At 44.5% G+C, this 20798-nt stretch carries 15 protein-coding genes; 14 read left to right on the top strand and 1 reads right to left on the bottom strand.

Annotated features, from left to right (window positions below; all coding sequences use genetic code 11):
* Positions 1–71: 71 nt before the first annotated feature.
* Entirely contained in the window at positions 72–869 is a 798-nt protein-coding gene (locus EV213_RS15990; RefSeq protein WP_133581561.1) for a hypothetical protein, read from the bottom strand.
* Positions 870–1268: 399 nt separating this feature from the next.
* Between EV213_RS15990 and EV213_RS15985 the strand changes: the two genes are divergently transcribed.
* The 14 genes from EV213_RS15985 to ptsP all read left to right on the top strand — a co-directional run bounded on the left by EV213_RS15985 (position 1269) and on the right by ptsP (position 20637).
* Entirely contained in the window at positions 1269–2198 is a 930-nt protein-coding gene (locus EV213_RS15985) for an S-layer homology domain-containing protein (protein WP_133581560.1), read from the top strand.
* Between the two features lie 320 nt (positions 2199–2518).
* On the top strand, positions 2519–4570 hold the full coding sequence (locus EV213_RS15980; protein WP_133581559.1) for a serine hydrolase domain-containing protein: 2052 nt from the start codon (positions 2519–2521) through the stop codon (positions 4568–4570).
* A 249-nt stretch (positions 4571–4819) separates the two neighbouring features.
* Positions 4820–5530, top strand: coding sequence for a cytochrome c biogenesis CcdA family protein (locus tag EV213_RS15975; RefSeq protein ID WP_133581558.1), 711 nt, complete (start codon positions 4820–4822; stop codon positions 5528–5530).
* Positions 5531–5846: 316 nt separating this feature from the next.
* Positions 5847–7166, top strand: coding sequence for an ABC transporter substrate-binding protein (locus EV213_RS15970; protein WP_133581557.1), 1320 nt, complete (start codon positions 5847–5849; stop codon positions 7164–7166).
* Positions 7167–8004: 838 nt separating this feature from the next.
* A complete protein-coding gene (locus EV213_RS15965; RefSeq protein WP_133581556.1) occupies positions 8005–8955 on the top strand; it encodes a carbohydrate ABC transporter permease in 951 nt (316 codons plus the stop codon).
* Positions 8952–9791, top strand: a complete 840-nt coding sequence (locus EV213_RS15960; RefSeq protein ID WP_133581555.1) for a carbohydrate ABC transporter permease — start codon at positions 8952–8954, stop codon at positions 9789–9791. Before EV213_RS15965 ends, EV213_RS15960 begins: the two co-directional genes overlap by 4 nt.
* A 112-nt stretch (positions 9792–9903) precedes the next feature.
* Positions 9904–10911, top strand: a complete 1008-nt coding sequence (locus tag EV213_RS15955) for a LacI family DNA-binding transcriptional regulator (RefSeq protein ID WP_133581554.1) — start codon at positions 9904–9906, stop codon at positions 10909–10911.
* Positions 10912–11042: 131 nt separating this feature from the next.
* The gene (locus EV213_RS15950) at positions 11043–11585 is read left to right on the top strand and encodes an NfeD family protein (protein ID WP_133581553.1); all 543 of its coding nucleotides are present in this window, start codon (positions 11043–11045) and stop codon (positions 11583–11585) included.
* A complete protein-coding gene (locus EV213_RS15945; protein WP_133581552.1) occupies positions 11586–13067 on the top strand; it encodes a flotillin family protein in 1482 nt (493 codons plus the stop codon).
* Positions 13068–13171: 104 nt separating this feature from the next.
* Entirely contained in the window at positions 13172–14281 is a 1110-nt protein-coding gene (locus EV213_RS15940) for a PQQ-dependent sugar dehydrogenase (RefSeq protein WP_133581551.1), read from the top strand.
* 248 nt (positions 14282–14529) lie between these two features.
* Positions 14530–15396 (top strand): type II pantothenate kinase, encoded by an 867-nt coding sequence (gene coaW / locus EV213_RS15935; RefSeq protein WP_133581550.1) that lies wholly within the window; start codon positions 14530–14532, stop codon positions 15394–15396.
* A 701-nt stretch (positions 15397–16097) separates the two neighbouring features.
* Positions 16098–16859 (top strand): cytochrome c oxidase assembly protein, encoded by a 762-nt coding sequence (locus EV213_RS15930; protein WP_166639358.1) that lies wholly within the window; start codon positions 16098–16100, stop codon positions 16857–16859.
* 31 nt (positions 16860–16890) lie between these two features.
* Positions 16891–18747, top strand: coding sequence for a cytochrome c oxidase subunit I (locus EV213_RS15925; protein ID WP_133581548.1), 1857 nt, complete (start codon positions 16891–16893; stop codon positions 18745–18747).
* A gap of 168 nt (positions 18748–18915) precedes the next feature.
* Positions 18916–20637: a phosphoenolpyruvate--protein phosphotransferase gene (ptsP, locus tag EV213_RS15920; RefSeq protein ID WP_133581547.1), complete on the top strand. Its 1722-nt coding sequence runs from the start codon at positions 18916–18918 to the stop codon at positions 20635–20637.
* Positions 20638–20798 lie beyond the last annotated feature (161 nt).

The following is a 20798-nucleotide window of genomic DNA, read 5'->3' as shown; positions in this document are numbered from 1 at the left end:
CGCGCCTCCCAAGCCTTTGCGCCTCGAAAGATAAGCGTTTTCATCCAGCCTAAAAGTGGTGTTTTCTTTTGTTATCTTTTATAATGTTTCAAGTAATTTGCCCGGTTGTGGAAAAAGGTGCCGACAAATCGGTATTGAAGAAAGGGCATGATAATGTTGTAAATAACGGCAATTACGACTAGCGCTAGACCGGGCTGGTTCTGATCGGATAAGCTACCGAAAATCATACTTGCAATGATGATCAGTGCAATTTTCCATCCATAAGGATAGGTTCTGAAGTGACTGTAATCACGTGCTGTCTGAATAGCATCGCGTAAAGAGTAGTCATCAATAACAAGGGTGCACTCGTAATAGATAAATTTAAATCGCAGAACGATAAACCCAATAAATCCTCCAATAGCCAATAATATGCCTAGGAGTGGAATGAGTGATAGAAGCCCGAATATAAAAACCGAAGCAAAGATTATAAGTACGAATAACATTTCAAATAAGAACAGGCGAAAACCTTTTGTTTTTCCATAGTGAATAAATCTTCTCAATGGTGAGTCCATTACATCAGCACGATGGGCCTCATACAAAAGACCGATATATCCCGCGTTGAAAAAAGCATATAGGATTGAATAGAGAGTCAATGAAGCGATCCCAACTAGCAACATAGGAAAACCAGTTATATCTATTTCAATATTAAATGAAGTCAAAAGATCCGACAAAGGGGAAAAACCGACCCATGCCCCAATTGATTGATTTGTTGAATTCGATTCATTAACGTTTGAATCAACAAAGAGTATATACGATACTCCGATGGCGATAAGATCCCATAAAAGAGGAAACAAAAATAGAATTGGATATCGTTTAAGCAATTGTCGCAATACAACCACCTCTACCTAATAGATTATTTTTTGTCCGAGAGTGGAAAATAGAAAAGAGCTTTATAAACAAAGTATATATAATTTTCAAAATAATAATACGGTAGTTTTAAGAGCATTAGCGTATCATTGAACTCAAATCTAAAAAAATCGGCTCCTCATTAGGATATCACAGGATAATTTGGATGAAAATGCTTTTATAAAACAACCGTCCTTTACCTTTCATTATGATAAGCACGTCCAAGATATGAGCAATTCGACTTCTTTGAGAAGGTCGTTTACTGTTCTAGTGAGTGGGTTTCGTAAAGGTACATCCATTATTTTCGTAAAAAATGAAACGTTTTCACCAACGATATCGACTAAGTGACAGAGGATGAAATTAAAACGAGAGGTTGATGACGAATGAAAAAGAGGTTGATCGCCACATTGGCTGCGGTTACAGCGTACACGTTCACTACCGGACAAGTTGCTGCATTTAGTGATACAAACGACCACCGATTTGCTGACAGCATTCAAGCGTTAGAAGAACAAGGGGTGCTTCAAGGAGACGAGAGCGGCTTGTTTATGCCAAACAAAGAGCTAACATACGGCGCAGCTGCTGCCATGCTTTCAAGAGGGTTGTCAATTCAGCCAAAGACGTTACAACCAGCTGTTGCTGACACTTACACGGAGATGAGAAACACTGCATGGTACGCTTCGTATGTGCAGGCACTTTTGGACCATGACATTGTGCTTCCTAAGGAGACAGCGGCGACGCAGTCATTGACGAGAGAGGCATTTGCCAACCTGTTGCACCAAGCGATTCGAACAACGGGAGAGTACACAACGACGCTGCAGTATATTGTGTTAGCCGATGAAGAAAAGGTGAATCCAGAGTATATGGGCAGCATTCAATTTTTGTTGATTACGGATATTGCCGATCTTACCCAAGATGAAACATTTGCTCCACAAACGAAGATCACGCGTGCCGAAGCTGCTCATTGGCTAGCGAATGCGGTTGAGTATGTTGAGTCGTACAAAGCTGAGTCGCCTGAAGCTGATCAGAACTCGCCTCAGGTTTCAGTTCAGGAAGTAGATGGTGAGGCTGTGGGAGATCAGCGACAAGTGCAATTTACCGTGGAGGCGCCGACACCAGGCTATGCTCTTCATGTTGCAAATGTGGAGTATCAGGAAGGCGTGGCTACGGTAACGCTTGAGCTGCAATCACCTCCTCCAGATTCCATTCAACTACAAGTCATTACAGAAATCTCGGTGACAGAGCCCATTCGTGAAGGGTATGAAATTGAAGTGAACGAGCTTATTTCTTCGCAAGCAGAGGAACGTTCATTTTAAGGTCTCTGGATGGTAGCTTAATATAATAATCATTTTTATGCCGCAGAGTCAGCTCTGCGGTTTTACTATGTAAATGGATTACTTTTGTAACAAAGCCCTGGGACAAAGATACTTAAATGGAATTTAAATGAAAGTGTATACTTGCTCAAAAACAAAATGGATCTTATGCTTGAAACATATTGTAGAAAATCTTGGGTACATTGAAACTTCTTTTTCACTTCTTTCGTAGATATAATATCACTAAACGAAGACGAGCCACTTTCCGTGGAAAATAGTTCATAAGATGCAAATTTGATGAAAACCAAAAGGGAGGAAATGCAATGATACGTTCGCTTTATTCAAAAGCATCCGCCATGCTTGTTCTTGTGATGGTACTGACGGTAGTAGTAGCACCATGGACAAGCGTTTCGGCAGAAGAAATAAAGCCCTTAACACCGGAAACTGCACAAGCTTTTCTGGATGAATTTTTTGCAAAACCTGAGACCCAAGGGATGTTTACAGGAGCCGCGGTCTCCATTGTAAAGGACGGTGAGGTTCTGACAGAAGAGTCCCATGGATTGGCCAACATTGATGCCAATGAAGGCATTGATCCTGAGAAAACGTTGTTCCGTGTCGCTTCTGTTTCAAAAGTGTTTACAGCTGCTGCGGTACTTCAGCTTGTTGAAGACGGGAAAATAGACTTAGACACAGACATTCGTACATATATACCGGGAATTCCTTATGAAAACCCGTTTAATGAACCAGTCACGGTCGCTGACTTGTTAGCTCATACAACGGGCTTTGAAGTGCGCGATCCAAAGCCTTCAGACCTTCATTTTGATCTTTCCAGAAACGTATCTATTGAAGATTATGTAAAGAATAATATGCCGCCTGTTGTACGTGAGCCAGGAACGTCCTACTTGTACGGGAATTTTGCATCTCTTCTACAAGGATTGATCGTTGAAAAAGTAAGTGGTGAACCATTTGAAACGTATATGCAGCAAAATATCTTTGGGCCTCTTGGGATGACAAATAGTACATTTGAGCTAAGCGATGCAGCGATTGAGCGCATGGCGACAGGTTACGGAGCGCCAGAGGTTCCCGTCGATGTTTATGCTGTGACACCGACCATCATGCCTCATGGAGGTCTTCTTACTACAACCTCCGACATGAGTTTGTTTATGAATGCCTTTTTGGATAATGCCGATACAACGAATGATGTCTTGTCCGAAGAAACTATTGGCCTTATGTCTACCTATCATTCTTCCATCCACGAATGGCTTCCGAACACAACGTATGGCTTTGAAGCGCCATTTCAAGCCTTTCAAGGAGGAAGTAGTGATCAAGTCATCGCAAAAGCAGGCGACTTACCTGGTTATTCCTCGTACCTGTGGATGATTCCAGAAGAGGATGTCGGTGTTTTTGTGACGTACACGCAAAGCAGTGCATTGAGAAACCTGCTATATTCACAGTTTATGAGTACGTTTTATCCTGAATATGTCGCACCAATTGATTTTGATGACAACTATGAGGTGTCCCAGCAAGAGCTTCAAAAATATGAAGGAATTTACAAAGACCTGCGTATAGCAAGCATGGTTCATCAAGTGTCAGCTACGGAAGAGGGCACGTTAGTTGTGAAGGATGCCTTTTTAGGTGAACATTTGCTTGCGCCAGTGGCTCCAAACGTTTTCCTAGATGACATCACAGGTACGTTGGTGGCTTTTCAGCTTGAAGGTGACAACGTGACCTATATGAAAGAAGGCGCATTAAACCCAATGGGGTATGCACAAAAAGGGTACGATCCTGAAGGATTTGCGGACATTTCCTCGGAGCATGCGTATGCCCATTATATTCTTCCGCTTCAATCTTTAGGCGTCTACGAAAATGATGCTACAAAAGACTTTTCACCAGACGCATCCGTGACGCGAGCGGCCTATGTAGAGAAGCTATTAAAAGTAAGTGGCTTGCGCCCAAGTGAAGCTGAAGTGCAATTTGCAGATGTCGAAGGACACCCTTCTGCACCATACATTCAAGCTGCTTTGGAATTGGGCTTAGTCAACGGAAATACAAAGGGCATGTTTTCGCCGGATGAGCCGATCTCAAGACAAGAGACAGCCGTTATTTTTTATCGAAGCATGGCGCAAATCTTTCCAGAAGGCAGTTTTGATGAAGTCAAACTTGCCGGCGACACCTCCAGCTGGGCAGTTCCAGCAGTGAAAATGATGGTCGCACTCGGATATCATGGTCCAGAAGTCACGATTGATGAGAATGGGGCAGCGCATTTCCATTCCAAAGAATTTTTGACAAAGGCAGAAGAGGCAGCGCAGTTCTACCAAACCCTTACGCAACCGATGCCAACCGGTAATCTAGCGGCTCCCGCAGATCTCCCGTAAATCTTGCTGGGACCTAACCAGTTATAGAACTTGTCTATCAGGCACGTTCTTTTTTTCTTGGTGGAAGTTTGATTCATCTTTTCCAAGTGTTCGTCCCAATGTAACTGTTCTCTCCTGTGGCGGAGAGTCATAGGCTACCAATAGGTGTGCGATAATCTTCACATCTTCATTGGTCAGCACATTGACATCGCTTTCTCATGCTCGTACGATAAGGTAGAACATTTGAAGTGCGTATTGGAGGGTTTCGTAGTGGGTACGGAGGTATCGATTTTCGCCGCTTTGGTTGCGGGATTGCTTTCCTTTTTTTCGCCATGTGTCTTCCCTTTGCTACCGGCATACGTGGCGAATATTACAGGGTCGATGGGCAGCACTCAGGAGCTGCGTCGTAGTGTCGTCTTTCAAAGGTCGTTAGGCTTTATTACAGGCTTTACGATTGTGTTTATTTTGTTAGGCATTTTGGCGACAGGTATAGGTGAATTTCTCCTAACAAACAAGTTGATGCTTGCTAGAATCGGTGGATTGCTCATCATCGTGTTTGGCTTACAAATGCTCGGTTTGCTTCAGTTCCGGTTTTTAATGATGGAAAAGCGGATTCAATCAGTGTCGGGAAAAGTAACAAACTCGTTTCGTTCCGTTCTTGTCGGGATGACATTCGCCTTTGGGTGGTCACCGTGCGTTGGTCTCACGCTTGGGTCCATCATGACGCTTGCAAGTATGCAGAACAATGTTGGACAAGGTGCGATGTTGCTGTTGATTTATTCACTAGGGATGGGTGTGCCTTTCTTAATCGTTTCATTGCTTTTAACGAATTCGAAGGCTTTTATGACAAAGATCAATCGCATTTTGCCTGTGCTCAATCGGATTAACGGGGGCATATTGGTTGCTTTAGGACTACTGCTTTTCACGGGTGGTTTAGCAAAAATCAGCTCGTGGCTAAGTTATTTTGGATGGCAATTCTAAAGAAAACATTGCGTTGTTAGATTAGACGTAGTGTTTTTTGTTTTCTTTTCTGGTTTCGGTTATCTTCTGAAAAACGCAAGCATAATGACGCGAAGACATTCTAAGCGGTCATTTCGTTTTTGAGCGAAATTAATCGAAATCGGTTTACATAAAACTATTGCTTAAACTAAGTAACGAGACTATAATGTGATTTATGAAGGCGATTTCATTACAATATTTACTAAAAAGGTAGGTTTTTATTGCTTTCATGAAGATTTATTAATTATTTTTAGAAACCGGTTTCTAAAAAAGGACTTTAATCTAAGGGGGAACAAAAATGAAACGATGGTTACTCGGATTGGTCATGATGCTTGTAGTAATGGTGGCCGCCGCTTGTAGTGGTGGAGGCGAGCCTTCAGCATCAGATGGTGGCAATAGTGGTGGCGACAGTGCTGGTGGAGAGTCCGGTGGAGCGGAAGAAGTGGCGCTTGATTTTTGGGTGTTTGGTGCGACAAACTATGAAGAATTGGCAGCGCAATACATGGAAGAGAACCCAAACGTTACAATCAATGTTCGCGTAGCGGAGACGGATGACCATCATAACGGATTGTTCACTTCATTGTCGGCACAAAGTGGGGCGCCAGATCTTGCGATGATGGAAATTGATCGCTTTGACAAGTTTAAGCAAGCTCCTGATCGCTTCGTCAATTTGTACGATCTTGGGGCTGCAGATCTTCAGGACACGTATTTGGACTGGAAATGGGAAATTGGTGAAAGTCTGGACGGTGAAATTCTTTTCGGACTGCCCACAGATATTGGACCAAAGGCGATGTATTACAACATCGAGGTGTTTGAAGAGGCTGGTCTACCAACAGAACCAGCGGAAGTCGAAGAGCTTATTTCATCAGTCGATGATTTCATAGAAGTTGGACAGACGATTACAGAAAAAACTGGGAAACCAATGGTCGATTCAATGGAAATGGCGTACCGTGCCAAAATGGATGGTTTGGAGCAGAACTACTTTGATGAAGAAGGAAATCTGCTTATTGAAGACCCAGATAATGGCGTGAAAGACGCGTATGATTTTGCTGTAGAGTTAAATGACCTTGGCATTGTCGGGGAATATACAATGTGGTCTGCAGAATGGGCTAACGCAGTGAATGAGAGCGGTTTCGCCGTTGAATTGGGTGCTTCATGGCTAAAAGGCTGGATGTCAGACAACGCACCAGATTCTTCAGGGAAATGGCGTGTAGCGAAGCTTCCACAAGAACTGGCCGGCAACTGGGGTGGTTCGTACATTACGATTCCGGCAGAAACAGAGCATGCAGAAGCCACTTACGAATTTGCTAAATGGCTCGTAGCTCCTGAGCAACAATTAACATCCTTTTTAAGTCCTGCTGGCTTGTTCCCGTCAGCACCAGAAGTGTATGAAATGGAAGAGTTTAAAAACACAGAAGACGAATATTTTGGTGGGCAAAGCACAGCGCAAATGTTCGCCGATGCAGCTCAGGATATTCCCGTTGTTTATAAAGGTCCTGATTTTATGAGTGTAAACGATGAAATTATGACAGCATTAACAAATGTTCAACAAGGCGCAGATCCTGAAGAAGAGTGGAATGCAGCGATTGAACGAATCAATACGAAATTATCAAGATAGATAACATGTGCAGACCACCAGACGTGTCTGGTGGTCTCAATGTGTAGACAAAGCCACAATTCTCGAAGCCTGTGAATGAATTTGGAGAGTACTAGTGCCCTTTCCACTCCCTTAGTTGGTTATGGTCGAAATTGAACCAACAAGGTCTATCTCATTTCATTCGTTCTTTACAATAACCATAAGCGGTCACTAGTGAGACTCCAGCAGCAAAGAAAACACGATGAGGTCCTTTCGAGTTGAAGATGCGCTAGGGTGCAGGGGAATGTCCACCGCTCCGTCAACATACTTCGCTTTCTGTGGGGCACGGCTTCAGCTTCCTCGGAAAGCAGGCTTTCCGAGGGGATCTTCAGCTCGCGCTGATCCCACTAGAGTCTACGTATGTTGCCTACGCTGATGTTTGTTTCTGCGTATATTGTTTTAATGAGGCTCGGTCTCGTATAAAGGGTAAAAAGCTCTGTGGCAGCCAAATCAGGCAAGTACGTGCAATGTTTCAAGAGATTACCTGGTGCCTTTTACACGAAATTCGTTTGGTAAAGGAATGAGTAAAACCGTAAAAGGTCGGTCTCATTTGATTCGTTCTTTATCATAAACCAAAAACGGCTACAAGTGAGACTCCTGCGACAAAGAAAAACACGATGAAATCCTTTCGAGTCGATGTTGCACTTGTACCCTTTAGGGTGAACGCGAATGTATAGCCGTTTGCCTAGAGAAAATGTTTTCCAGCTGTTAACTTGTGCGAAAACAAGAACCATAACTCATCCTGAATAAAATAAGATCTACGTTACCTGATGGGTCACTAGATACTTTATGTAAGCATAAGAGAAAGAGGTGATTTTCAATGATATCTACAGATAAGCAAAAGCAACAAAACGTTCCTAAGAAAAGTGGTCTCTCTGAGAAAACAAAGGACCGCCTGAGTGCTTATCTCTATATTTCTCCATTTTTCCTTATCTTTTCACTAGTAGGTCTTTACCCGGCTGTATTTAGCTTATACTTATCGTTTCATCGTTGGGACGGTTTAACTCCAATGACGAGTGCAGGGCTAAACAATTTTAAAATCGTTCTTGAAGATCCTTTGTTTTGGAAGGCGCTTTCGAATACGTTGATTATCGGTATTATGGGCACGGCGCCGCAGCTTGTCGTTGGAATTCTTCTAGCCTTTTTACTAAATCTAAGTGTATTAAAGATGAAGCATTTTTTTCGTGTCACTATTTTTATGCCGTACATAACGTCACTTGTCGCCGTTGCACTCGTCTTTTCCGTCTTCTTCAGTAACAATGAAACGGCACTTGCAAACTATATTCTAAGTCTTTTCGGCATGGAACCAATTAACTGGAAAACATCAGAGTGGGGGACGAAAGTAGCCATTTCCTTAATGGTTTTCTGGCGTTGGGTTGGCTACAATACAATCATTTATTTGGCTGGTCTGCAGAGCATTCCAAAGGATCTGTACGAGGCAGCAACGATTGATGGGGCGTCGCGTCCACAACAGCTGCGTTTTATTACGCTTCCTTTGCTTAAACCGTTTATTACGTTAACGGTCTTCTTCTCCACCGTTGGGGCGTTGCAGCTATTTGCTGAGCCTACAGTGTTTTTAGGCAACGCAGCTTTTTCGAGAGATGAAGCGATGACGATCGTCATGTATTTGTATCGAGATGCGTTTCAACTCCAATCTTATGGCACGGCGTCAGCGACTGCTGTCATCCTGCTCATAATCATTGTGACACTAGCCGCAATTAACACATTCCTTTCATCAGGCATCGGAAGACAAAGGAGGGTTCGGAAATGAGTGCAGTTGGCCGTAAGAAAATAACGGGTGGGTCGGTGTTTGTTTATGGTTTTTTGTCATTGGCCGCCTTTTTCGCTATCTTCCCTTTCTATTGGATGTTGGTCATGGCCACCAAGCCTAGTGCTGCGTATAATTCGATACCTCCGGCACTCGTACCAGGGGGGCTGCTCGTCGAGAATTTCCAAAAAGTGATGGACAAAATTCCATTCTTTCAAGCAATGCTCAACACGCTTATTATCTGTCTAGCAGCGACGCTCGTGGTCCTATTCATTAGTTCATTGGCTGGCTACGCATTCGCAAAGTTTTCGTTTCCGGGAAAAAATGTCTTCTTTGTAGCGATTCTTCTCACCATGGTCATTCCGCCACAGCTCGGGTTAATCCCACAATATTTACTCGTTGCCAAGGCCGATTTGTTGGATACGCTATCAGGAGCAATGATTTTGTTCTTCTTAAATCCACTTGGTATCTTTCTAATGAGGCAATACATTAGCCAGTCTGTTCCTGATGAGCTGATGGAGGCTGCGAAATTAGACGGTTGTTCAAACTTTAAAATCTACCGTAGCATCATTCTTCCGATTGTCCTTCCGGCGTTTGCAACGTTAGGGATAATCGTCTTCACTGCGGTTTGGGGAGAGTTTCTCTGGCAGTTTACTGTGTTGCGGAACCCAGATTCATATACTATCCAAGTGGCTTTAGCAACCCTTACAGCTACAAGCAATATTGACTTTGGAATGGTGATGTCTGGTGTCTTTTGGTCCACAGTTCCTCTCATCATTGTCTTTTTACTGTTCAATCGTTTGTTCATTTCCAGTATTACAGAGGGTTCTGTGAAATAACGCAAACGAGCATTGTTTCGGTTTTGAAGGCAAAAAGACTATCCGTCCGATGGGAATACCTGTGATATAATTATTTGAATAAAGGTGATGATGAGCGGATAGGATGGGAGACATGAGTTTAACGATAAGAGATATCGCAAAAATGGCCGGAGTGTCTCCGGCCACCGTATCAAAAATAATGAACAACTATTCAGGTGTTTCTGTCAAAACAAAGAAAAAAGTGTTGGACATAATTCAGGAAACCGGGTATCACCCAACGTTTTTTGCTAAATCGCTAGCTACAAAAAAATCGAACCTTATTGGTCTCGTTTATGCTGGACAGGTAAACGTCGATTTTACTCATCCGTTTTTCAATGAGGTGGTCACCTCATTTAAGAAAATTATGGGCAAGTTAGGCTATGATATTATCATGTTCTCGAGCGAAACATTCAAGCAGGGAAACGGAAGTTACTTAGAGAGATGTCACTATTTTTCAGTCGATGGCTGCCTGATAATTGCAGGCGATGATATCGAGGAGGCAACGAATGAGCTTGTTCAAAGCGATGTGCCTTGTGTAGCTGTTGATCTTGAGATTAAGGGACCGAACTCAAGTTATGTCATCACGGATAATGAAAAGCTTTCCTCACGTGTGGTCGAGCATTTTTATGTCAATGGGATACGCGATGTTGCATATATTGGGGGAAACAAAGAAAATGTTGTGGCAAGCTTAAGGGAAAAGGGCTTTCGTGAAACCATGGAAGATTTGCGTATGACGGTTCGTGAAGATTGGATTGCATTCGGAGATTATTTTGAGGAAAGCGGTTATCTTGCGATGCGGCAAATCCTGAATTCTCCCCAGCTTCCCCAAGCTGTTTTCGCCGCCTCAGATTTAATGGCGTTTGGAGCGATGAAGGCCATTCTTGAAGTGGGATTGCTAGTGCCCACAGATATTTGCGTGATCGGGTGCGATGATATTGAGGCATGCCGCTATTGCACGCCACAACTAACGACGATGAGACAGGATAAAGAACGGTTGGGAAAGCTGGCGGCGCATATGCTCAATGATTTGATCCATGGAAAAAGTGATCTTAAGCCAATTCTTATTGATTCAGAGTTGATTGTTCGCCACTCCTGTACGTAGACTTTCAATAAGAACACGAAATACGCCTGGCTCCGGGGATGGAAGCCAGGCGTATTTCATGGTATAAATGGATGTGACATCCAAAAAATGAAACTTCTCTGTGTTAATTTTCGTAACACTAGGTGAGAGGGATGTCATTTACATACAAAGGGGGGAGACCAATCGATTTAATAACAGTGTATTGGTGGGTGCTTGGATGTTCACTTGCATTTTCCGTATTGTATTTTCTGCTAGGTGATTTAATGGAAGGTGTTTTGGATGGTTTTCTTCATCCATTGCTCATGTTTGGCACACTTGCTGTGATTGCGGCTTGTGGGTTGCTTGTAAGTATTATACTTCCTGACACAACACCGATTTGGGGCCTTGTCATCAGCATCATTATTGGAATTGTAGCCTATGTGCTTATTTTCAATTTTTTTATCATTCCTCTTCAGCATGCGGAATCTTCAAGCACACATTCAATATACGAGCTGGAAGGTCGTATCGGCAAGGTCATTACATCCATTCCAGCAGAAGGGTATGGGGAAGTGTTCTTTACGTCAGTGAGCGGGAGTCGTAATGAGGCTGCTGTAAGCTTTGACAACACACCAATTCCACAAGGTACAAAAGTTGTCGTCATCAAAATTGATGAAGGAGTCCATGTCAGTCCATTTTATGAAGAGGGGGAATTTTAAATGGAAGTAACAATTATTATCGGGGCAGTCGCAGCAGTTTTTCTACTGTTGGCCGCTACGTTTGCGATGCGCTATAAAACGGTAGGCGCAGATGATGCAATGATTATTACCGGAAGTTTTCTAGGAAGCAAGACCACCTATACAGATGAATCTGGAGGTAAAATTAAGATTGTTCGTGGCGGTGGCGCTTTTATTTTGCCCGTGTTTCAGCAATTTGAGCTCATCAGCTTAAGGTCACATAAGCTTGATGTTTCAACACCAAACGTTTATACAGAAAACGGTGTACCAGTAATGGCTGATGGAACAGCGATCATTAAAGTGAAAAACACGACAGAAAGCATTGCGACTGCGGCAGAGCAATTTCTTGGCAAACAGGACAGCGAGCTGCAAAATGAGGCACAGGAAGTTCTTGAAGGTCATCTTAGAGCAATTCTAGGTACAATGACGGTCGAGGAAATTTACAAAAACCGTGAACGCTTTGCCCAAGAAGTGCAGGGCCAAGCAGCGGTTGATCTAAACAAAATGGGCATGCAAATTGTGTCCTTTACGATTAAAGATGTGCGCGATGAGAATGGATACTTAGAAGCGCTTGGAAAACCTCGTATCGCCGAGGTCAAGCGTGATGCAGATATCTCCGAAGCAGAAGCCATGCGTGATTCCAGAATTAAGAAGGCTCAGGCAGATGAAGAGTCTGAAAAAGCGGAATTGCTTCGGGATACACATATAGCAGAAGCAACACGTGACAAAGAGTTAAAAGTATCCTCCTACAAAAAAGACCAGGACAAAGCAAAGGCCGAGGCCGATATGTCTTATGAGCTGCAAGCCGCACGCTCAAAGCAGGTCGTTACACAGGAAGAGATGCAAGTTGAAATTGTGAAGAAGGAAAAATCGATTGAACTAGAAGAGAAAGAGATTCTGCGCAGTGAACGTCAATACGATTCTCAAGTGAAGAAAAAAGCCGATGCCGATCGTTATGCAGAAGAGCAGCGTGCAGAAGCGAGCAAAGTAACAAGCATTCGTGCTGCTGAAGCCGCGGCAGCGAAAGTTCGCTTGGATGGGGAAGCCGATGCCGAGGCAAATCGTCAACGTGGTCTGGCTGAAGCGGATGCCATCCGAGCAAAAGGTTTGGCAGAGGCAGAGGCAAAAGAAAAACTTGCTGAAGCAATGGAGAAATACGATGAAGCTGCGATTCTCGACATGATTACAAAAATGCTCCCTGAGTATGCAGAGAAAATCGCTGCACCGTTGCAAAACATTGATAAGATTACTGTCATTGATCAAGGTGGAAGTGGTAGTGGAGGGGGTGCAGCGAAGGTCAGCAATTATGTGACGTCCCTAATGACACAGCTTCCTGAAACGTTAAAGGATGTTTCGGGCATTGATTTAAATGGCATTTTGCAAAGCCTTGCTGAGAAAAATGGAAATAAACTGCTGACAGACCTTGAGAATAAGAACACGGCACGTGAGGCAATTCGAAAATAATAAAACGGCTGGAACGATTTTGTTCCAGCCGTTTTTAAGTTTTTAAAGAGTGGAAAGATGTGAAAGAAAAGGGTAAGAACAAAGATGAGAGGGTGGTCAATCTAATGAAGAATGTTTTAGGGGCAATACTCCCTATTGCCATAACGAGTATTTTTTTAGCGGCGTGCCAAACGAACGAACCTCCTGAGCCGACGCCTGAACCTGAAGAAGACGTTCAGCAAGAAACAGAGTCTGAGGACGAAACGTCGCAGTTGATTTCACAAGAGGAGCGTATTGCCGAAGAGTTGAATGTGCCATGGACAATTGCTCGAGCCCAAAATGGTTTTTATATCACCCAACGAAATGGTGAGCTGCTTTTTGTACAGGAAAATGGAGAAAAAACACCACAAACAGTAAACCTAGCCACGCCTGTAACCCAACAAAGTGAATCAGGTTTGCTAGGTTTTGTGCTTGACCCCGATTTTGAAAGCAATCGTTTAGCCTATCTTTATCATACGTATGAGGTTGATGGAGAGCTTCGCAATCGCTTAATTTCTGTTACAGAAAATGAAGGAGCTTGGGAAGAGACTGCTGTGTTACTCGATAATATTCCAGCGTCTCCTATACACAATGGCGGTCGGCTTGCTTTTGGTCCTCACGGTTTGCTGTATGTAACTACCGGGGATGCGGGAAATGAGGAGTTGCCTCAGGATAAAGAGAGCTTGGCAGGCAAAATTCTCCGACTTCACAAAGACGGAACAGTCCCAGAGGACAACCCTTTTCCTGATTCTTACGTGTACTCTTATGGCCATCGAAACCCACAAGGCATCACTTGGCTAGAGGACGGTACAATGTACGCGACAGAACATGGCTCGTCTGCACAGGATGAGATCAACGAGATTGAGCCGGGTGGCAACTACGGATGGCCAACCATTCGCGGTGATGAAAGTGCCGAGGGCATGAGACAGCCAATCATACACTCTGGTGAAACAACATGGGCGCCCTCTGGTCTCGATAGCATCGACGGCACGCTATACTTTGCAGGCCTTCGTGGAGAAGGTGTGTTTGCCTATACCCCTGGTAAAAATGAGGTGACACCCATTGTGTCAAACCAAGGCCGGATCCGCGATGTATACATTGAGGATAGAATATTGTATTTTGTGACAAACAATCGGGATGGAAGAGGAACACCGAGTAGTAGCGATGATCGACTTTTAAGTGTTCCGTTAGAATAGCAAAGTTTGTATGATAAAAGGTATTGAGAGACATCCTTACAGAGGGCAATTAATTTGGTCAGCCTTCTTTTTCGAGGTAGTGAATTTTCACATCAAGCGAGCTGTGTGAACAAGTGTAAAAGTTAATGAGGCAATGAAGCGAGCGTTTCCAACATCCTGAATTAAGGAGAAAAGGTTGACCAAGACAGCTGATTTTGGTTTGATTATACATGTGTAAATCGTACGTACGAAAGTGGGATTGATGTGAGATGTCAGTGTATGTAGGAATAGATGCAGGGGGCACGCTTGTAAAACTTGCTTATTGGAAGGATGGTCAACTCACATTTTCCAAGATGCCGAGCACAGAAGCACAATCCATCCTCGACGAACTGCGTCAAGAAGTCAATGGAGAAGCCATCTGCATTACCGGGGGAAAGGCAGATTGGTTTGCAAAAGATCTTCCGCCAGCAACAAAACGAATGGTAGAATTTGAAGCCACTACTTTAGGGGTGCGTGAGCTTTTAGGAGCTCAGAACCCTATGGTTTCTTCCTTTGTTCTTACCAATATTGGCACAGGCACTTCCATTCATTATTTAGATGAGCATACGAGCGAACGGGCAACGGGCATTGGTCTCGGTGGTGGTACACTGATGGGATTGTCAGCCATGCTAACAGGTGTGCATAGGTACGAGGACATTGTCGAAGGGTCCCTCCGAGGGAAACGAGGAGCGATTGATTTAACTGTTCAAGATATCTATGTAGATGCTGTCCCGCCAATCCCTGGGGAACTGACGGCTAGCAATTTTGGAAAGGCATGGTCGAACAGAGAGGCAGCTCAAAAAAAAGATGATCAACTCGCGGCGATCACTGGAATGATCGGGGAAAGCATCGTAACGATTAGTGCACAAATTGCTGTGCAGTACAGCACAAATGATATCGTCTACATCGGATCGACGCTTTCCTCTCAATCATCCTTAAAGCAAGTATGCTCCAGCTATACAAAAATTCGCAACAAAATCCCTCATTTTATCGAGCAGGGCGAGTTTAGTGGAGCACTTGGTGCGTTACTAGCCGTTGCTAACTCTGATGTCTCGCAAATACGTAAGGACTTAAAAAATCGTTGGATCCTTAGGTAGAAGCTTGATCCCTATAGAGGCTGCCCAACGTCACAAATGTGACGATTGGAGCAGTCTTTTTTTTATGTTAGTAAATGTTTTTTTTCGATGATGTTCTGACCTGCGCTTCTGAGCGTACGGCGCTCCGCATTTCGTGTCTAGCTGCGGCTCGCTGAAACTGCGGGACAGAAATCCCCAAACGAGAGAAATGTGGAGAACCATTTCCCTGTTTGGTGATGTTCTGCCCTCCGTTTCAAAGCGTACTCGCCTGCGCATTTCGTGTCTAGCTGCGCGCCGTAGAAGCTGCGGTGCAGAAATCTTCGTGCTAGTGAAATGTGGAGAACCATTTCCCTGCCCGATGATGTTCTGACCTGCGCTTCTGAGCGTACGGCGCTCCGCATTTCGTGTCTAGCTGCGGCTCGCTGAAACTGCGGGACAGAAATCCCCAAACGAGAGAAATGTGGAGAACCATTTCCCTGTTTGGTGATGTTCTGCCCTTCGTTTCAAAGCGCGCTCACCTCCGCATTTCGTGTCTAGCTGCGGCTCGCTGAAGCTCCGAGGTAGAAATCCCACCGCTGAGGAAATGTGAAGAACCATTTCCTCGCGCTGTGATGTTCTACTCTGCGCTTCAAAGCATGCTCACCTCCGCTTTTCGATGTCATGTATGTTTTTATTTTCCTCTGCGGATACTAACTCCCAACGTATGTGTGAGGAGGGTGGAGATGGACTGGGTGTGGGATGTGATTTTTACTTTATTTGGTGTGCTGGTCGTCTCTGGTATTTGCTTACGGATGAATCGTGGGCGTTTGACTGTGGTTCAAAGGAAACGGATGTGGAGGCGCTTGGTGGCGTTGGTGTTGCTTTGGGTGACGTTGTTAAGCCCTCTTCCTCACACATTGTATGTGGCGTACCCTTTTCAGCTCCGGGTGTTTCAAGAGGGCATTTTGTATTTTTTAATCATTCCAATTGTGCTTCAAAGTTTATCGAGTGCCACAGTTGCGCAACTTGTGTGGCCGTATCGTCGGAGGAGGATGATCTCCTATTTAGGGCATCCCGTCACTGGGGGCATAGGCTTTTTGGTGCTGTATACCGTCATGCATCTCCCAGGGGTGGTTCGGGTGCTTTATGACGGGGGCGTGCTAGATATTGGGTTTATGGCGATTGTGGGAGCATCTGCTGTTTGTATGTGGTGGCCAGTGACACATTCAGTGCCTGGCGCCCGCCGAATGACAGAGGGGCAAAGATTGTTCTATTTACTCGTCCTGCATGTAGCGCTATTGCTAATTACGATTGCGACCTTTTCGCAATACCCTCATGGGCAGGGGGCTTGGATGACGAGCCGAACGGCATTTGTGGGTGGAAGTCTAATTATTGGACTGCAATGGCTTGTGTTTTTTTCTTATTCAGCCGCTCTCATTCATCGGTGGCACGCTAGAGAAAACGTTGTCGATTCTAGGTGGCCCAAACCACAAGGAACGAAATGAATACATGAAACGGATAAGGAGCTGAAACGAAATGTCTGCACATGCACAACGTGTACCGATCATTGATGGTGTTTGGGAATACATGACGACTGTAGACCATAAGCGAATTGGCAAGCTGTACTTAATTGTAGGGGGATTCTTCTTTTTACTAGGAGGTATGGAAGCGCTCCTCATGCGCTGGCAACTCATGGTCCCTAACAATGATGTCCTTCCTGCACAGCTTTACAATGAGATGTTAACGATGCACGGCACCACAATGATTTTTCTTGCGGCAATGCCCATTTTATTTGGTTTAATGAATGCAGTTGTCCCCTTGCAAATTGGAGCAAGGGACGTCGCTTTTCCTTTTTTAAATGCGCTCGGGTTCTGGCTTTTCTTTTTCGGTGGGATCTTGTTAAATTCGAGTTGGTTTTTAGGAGGCGCCCCAGATGCGGGTTGGACGTCCTATGCGCCGCTTTCTTTAGTGTCTCCAGGGCACGGCATTGACTTTTATGTCATGGGGTTGCAAATCTCCGGTATTGGAACATTATTGTCTGGCATTAATTTTCTCGTGACCATTATCAATATGCGTGCACCGGGGATGACGTATATGCGCCTTCCTTTATTCACGTGGGCAACGTTCGGTGCCTCTGTTCTTATTTTGTTTGCCTTCCCTGCATTGACAGCGGGGTTGCTGCTATTGATGTTTGATCGCTTGTTCGGTGGGGGTGTGTTTTCCCCAGACGTCGGGGGGAATGCGCACATTTGGCAGCACTTGTTTTGGATCTTTGGTCATCCTGAAGTGTACATTTTAATATTTCCGGCGTTTGGGATCTTTTCCGACGTTATCTCGACATTTTCTCGAAAGCGTTTGTTTGGTTATACCGCGATGGTGTTTGCCATTTTGCTCATCGGCTTTTTCGGTTTTATGGTGTGGGCGCATCACATGTTTACTGTCGGCTTAGGGCCTCTCGTCAATGCGATTTTCGCTGTGGCAACGATGGCGATCGCCGTGCCGACAGGGATTAAGATCTTTAACTGGTTGTTTACGATGTGGGGCGGACAACTCGTCTTCTCCTCAGCAATGCTATGGAGTGTTGCGTTTATCCCAACCTTCCTTATCGGTGGGGTAACGGGTGTCATGCTTGCCTCCGCTGCTGCGGATTATCAGTACCATGACACGTATTTTGTTGTGGCGCATTTTCATTACGTGATTGTTGGTGGGACAGTATTCGGTATTTTTGCTGGTCTACACTATTGGTGGCCCATTATGTTTGGCCGAGTGCTGCACGAAACAATGGGAAAAATCGTGTTCTGGCTCTTTTCAATCGGATTCAATCTCACGTTTTTCATTCAGCATTTTCTCGGCTTATGGGGACTTCCTCGCCGGTATTTCACTTATGGAGCGGACGAGGGTCTAGCCTGGGGGAATATGGTCAGTACAATTGGGGCCGTTTTTATGACTGCCGCTACCTTTTTGTTTATCATCAACATTGTTTACACCGCCTTGTCTGAACGCCAGCGAACGACGTACGACCCATGGAATGGCCGTACGCTGGAGTGGTCGCTGCCGTGTCCGCCTCCTTTTTACAACTTCGAGCAGCTCCCGCTTGTTCGTAGTTTAGACCCATGGTGGCAAGAAAAAAGGGAAGGTCGGTATGAAATGACCTATGCTGAGCCGTTGGCTGATATTCATATGCCAAACAATTCGTTGTTGCCTTTGTTAATGTCGTTTGGGTTGTTTGTGTCTGCGTATGGGTGGATTTATCATTCAACGACAGGCTGGGGGCTTTATGTGGGAATCGTTGGCTTGGCCTTTACGCTTGGTTGCTTGTTGACGCGGTCATTAAAGGATGATCTTGGCTACACACTAAGAAAAGAGCAGCTAGAAAAACGAACAAAACCGTAAACCTTTCTATAAATGAAATGTAAGCTTTTTCATCAATCAAATTTTCTTTATATAGTTGCCATTTCAAGAGATCATTGTAGAATAGGCAACAGTGGTTTGTTACAATAGCACTAGAATGTGCGTCGTTTGTGCGTCGTGCTGATTGAGAGAGAAGGGTGGAGCAACAACATGTCCAAAGTTGTAAAAGGCATTGCAGCGTCCAACGGTATAGCCATTGCGAAAGCATTTATTTTAGAAGAACCGAATTTGACGATAGAAAAAACAACTGTGTCGAATACAGAAGAAGAAAATGACCGCTTCTCAAAGGCATTAGATGTGGCTAAGGGTGAATTAGAAGGCATCCGTGAACATGCAAAAGTAACATTAGGAGAAGAAGAAGCGGAAATCTTTTCTGCTCACTTGCTCGTCTTATCAGATCCTGAGTTTGTTGATCAGGTGAAGGCGGTCGTTACTTCAGAGAAAATTAACGCAGAAGCTGCACTTGACCAAGTGTCTTCAACGTTTGTAACGATGTTTGAATCGATGGACAATGCGTACATGAAAGAACGTGCTGCTGATATCAAGGATGTGACCAAACGCGTGATGTCTCACTTGCTTGGTGTGGACATTTCTGACCCAAGTGCGATTGATGAAGAGGTCATCGTCATTGCTCATGACTTGACTCCTTCCGATACAGCGCAGTTGAATAAGCAGTTTGTGCAAGGTTTTGCGACTAATATTGGTGGACGGACCTCCCATTCTTCCATCATGGCAAGATCGCTTGAAATTCCTGCTGTTGTTGGAACATCGACGATTACAGAGGAGATCTCAAACGGAACTTGGCTTATTGTGGATGGGTTAAGCGGCAATATTCATATTAATCCTTCTGACGAGACGGTAGAGGAATTCAAAACGAAACAGTCTCGCTATGAAGAGAAAAAAGCTGAATGGGCGAAGCTGAAAAATGAGCCGTCCGTAACGGCCGATGGTGTGCATGTCGAGCTTGCTGCCAATATAGGTACTCCTGACGATATCGAAGGTGCACTTGCAAATGGTGCGGAAGGTGTCGGCTTGTTCCGTACGGAATTTTTGTATATGGGACGTACAGAGCTGCCAACTGAGGACGAGCAGTTTGAAAGCTACAAAAAGGTGCTTGAAGGCATGGGCGACAAGCCTGTTGTCATCCGTACGCTCGATATCGGCGGCGACAAAGAACTTCCTTACTTAGAGCTTCCAAAGGAAATGAACCCGTTTTTAGGCTATCGTGCCATTCGTTTGTGTCTTGATCAAACAGATATTTTCAGAACACAGCTGCGTGCGTTACTCCGCGCATCCGTATACGGCAACCTTAAAATCATGTTTCCAATGATTGCTACGTTGGAAGAGTTCCGTCAGGCAAAGGCCTTGCTTGAAGAAGAAAAAGAGCAGCTCCAAAACGAAGGTGTAGACGTATCCGACTCATTTGAGGTTGGGATTATGGTTGAAATTCCTTCAACAGCCGTGATTGCAGATCAATTCGCTAAAGAGGTCGACTTCTTTAGCATTGGTACGAATGATTTAATTCAATACACACTTGCAGCGGATCGGATGAACGAGCAAGTCGCTTATCTTTACCAGCCGTACCACCCTGCTGTTTTACGATTGATTTCTAATGTCATTGATGCGGCTCATAAGGAAGGCAAATGGGCGGGCATGTGTGGCGAAATGGCTGGAGATGAAGTAGCGCTCCCAATCCTGCTTGGCCTCGGTCTAGACGAGTTCTCAATGAGTGCGACATCCATCCTACCTGCACGCAGCCAACTACTTGAAACGAAAAAAGCTGATGTAGAAGCTGTAAAAGCAGAAATCTTAGGACATGCCACGTCGAAAGATATTGAAGCTTATGTTCGAAATGCATTCCCAATGCAATAAATAGTTGCGGTTGCCCCCCCTCCTAACAGACAATTCACTTGTCTGCTGAAGAGGGGGATTTTGTGTGTATGGGAGTAAAAACCAGTGTGCATGTTTAAAGAGGCCCCAATTCGTGGAATATAAAGAGTACGCTCAACTACTACACTTTAGGAGGCATTATT

The sequence above is a fragment of the Aureibacillus halotolerans genome, assembly GCF_004363045.1.
GTDB classification, from domain to species: Bacteria; Bacillota; Bacilli; order Bacillales; family DSM-28697; genus Aureibacillus; species Aureibacillus halotolerans.
Note: the sequence above shows the minus strand (reverse complement) of the source record. Positions and strands in the feature narration are given on the sequence as shown.

What these genes read in the sequence shown, in the direction of transcription:
- EV213_RS15930 (WP_166639358.1), top strand. Translation starts at nt 16,098, where the DNA reads ATGGACTGGGTGTGGGATGTGATTTTTACTTTATTTGGTGTGCTGGTC.
- EV213_RS15970 (WP_133581557.1), top strand. Translation starts at nt 5,847, where the DNA reads ATGAAACGATGGTTACTCGGATTGGTCATGATGCTTGTAGTAATGGTG.
- EV213_RS15955 (WP_133581554.1), top strand. Translation starts at nt 9,904, where the DNA reads ATGAGTTTAACGATAAGAGATATCGCAAAAATGGCCGGAGTGTCTCCG.
- coaW (WP_133581550.1), top strand. Translation starts at nt 14,530, where the DNA reads ATGTCAGTGTATGTAGGAATAGATGCAGGGGGCACGCTTGTAAAACTT.
- EV213_RS15940 (WP_133581551.1), top strand. Translation starts at nt 13,172, where the DNA reads ATGAAGAATGTTTTAGGGGCAATACTCCCTATTGCCATAACGAGTATT.
- EV213_RS15960 (WP_133581555.1), top strand. Translation starts at nt 8,952, where the DNA reads ATGAGTGCAGTTGGCCGTAAGAAAATAACGGGTGGGTCGGTGTTTGTT.
- EV213_RS15980 (WP_133581559.1), top strand. Translation starts at nt 2,519, where the DNA reads ATGATACGTTCGCTTTATTCAAAAGCATCCGCCATGCTTGTTCTTGTG.
- EV213_RS15985 (WP_133581560.1), top strand. Translation starts at nt 1,269, where the DNA reads ATGAAAAAGAGGTTGATCGCCACATTGGCTGCGGTTACAGCGTACACG.
- EV213_RS15965 (WP_133581556.1), top strand. Translation starts at nt 8,005, where the DNA reads ATGATATCTACAGATAAGCAAAAGCAACAAAACGTTCCTAAGAAAAGT.
- EV213_RS15950 (WP_133581553.1), top strand. Translation starts at nt 11,043, where the DNA reads ATGTCATTTACATACAAAGGGGGGAGACCAATCGATTTAATAACAGTG.
- EV213_RS15925 (WP_133581548.1), top strand. Translation starts at nt 16,891, where the DNA reads ATGTCTGCACATGCACAACGTGTACCGATCATTGATGGTGTTTGGGAA.
- ptsP (WP_133581547.1), top strand. Translation starts at nt 18,916, where the DNA reads ATGTCCAAAGTTGTAAAAGGCATTGCAGCGTCCAACGGTATAGCCATT.
- EV213_RS15945 (WP_133581552.1), top strand. Translation starts at nt 11,586, where the DNA reads ATGGAAGTAACAATTATTATCGGGGCAGTCGCAGCAGTTTTTCTACTG.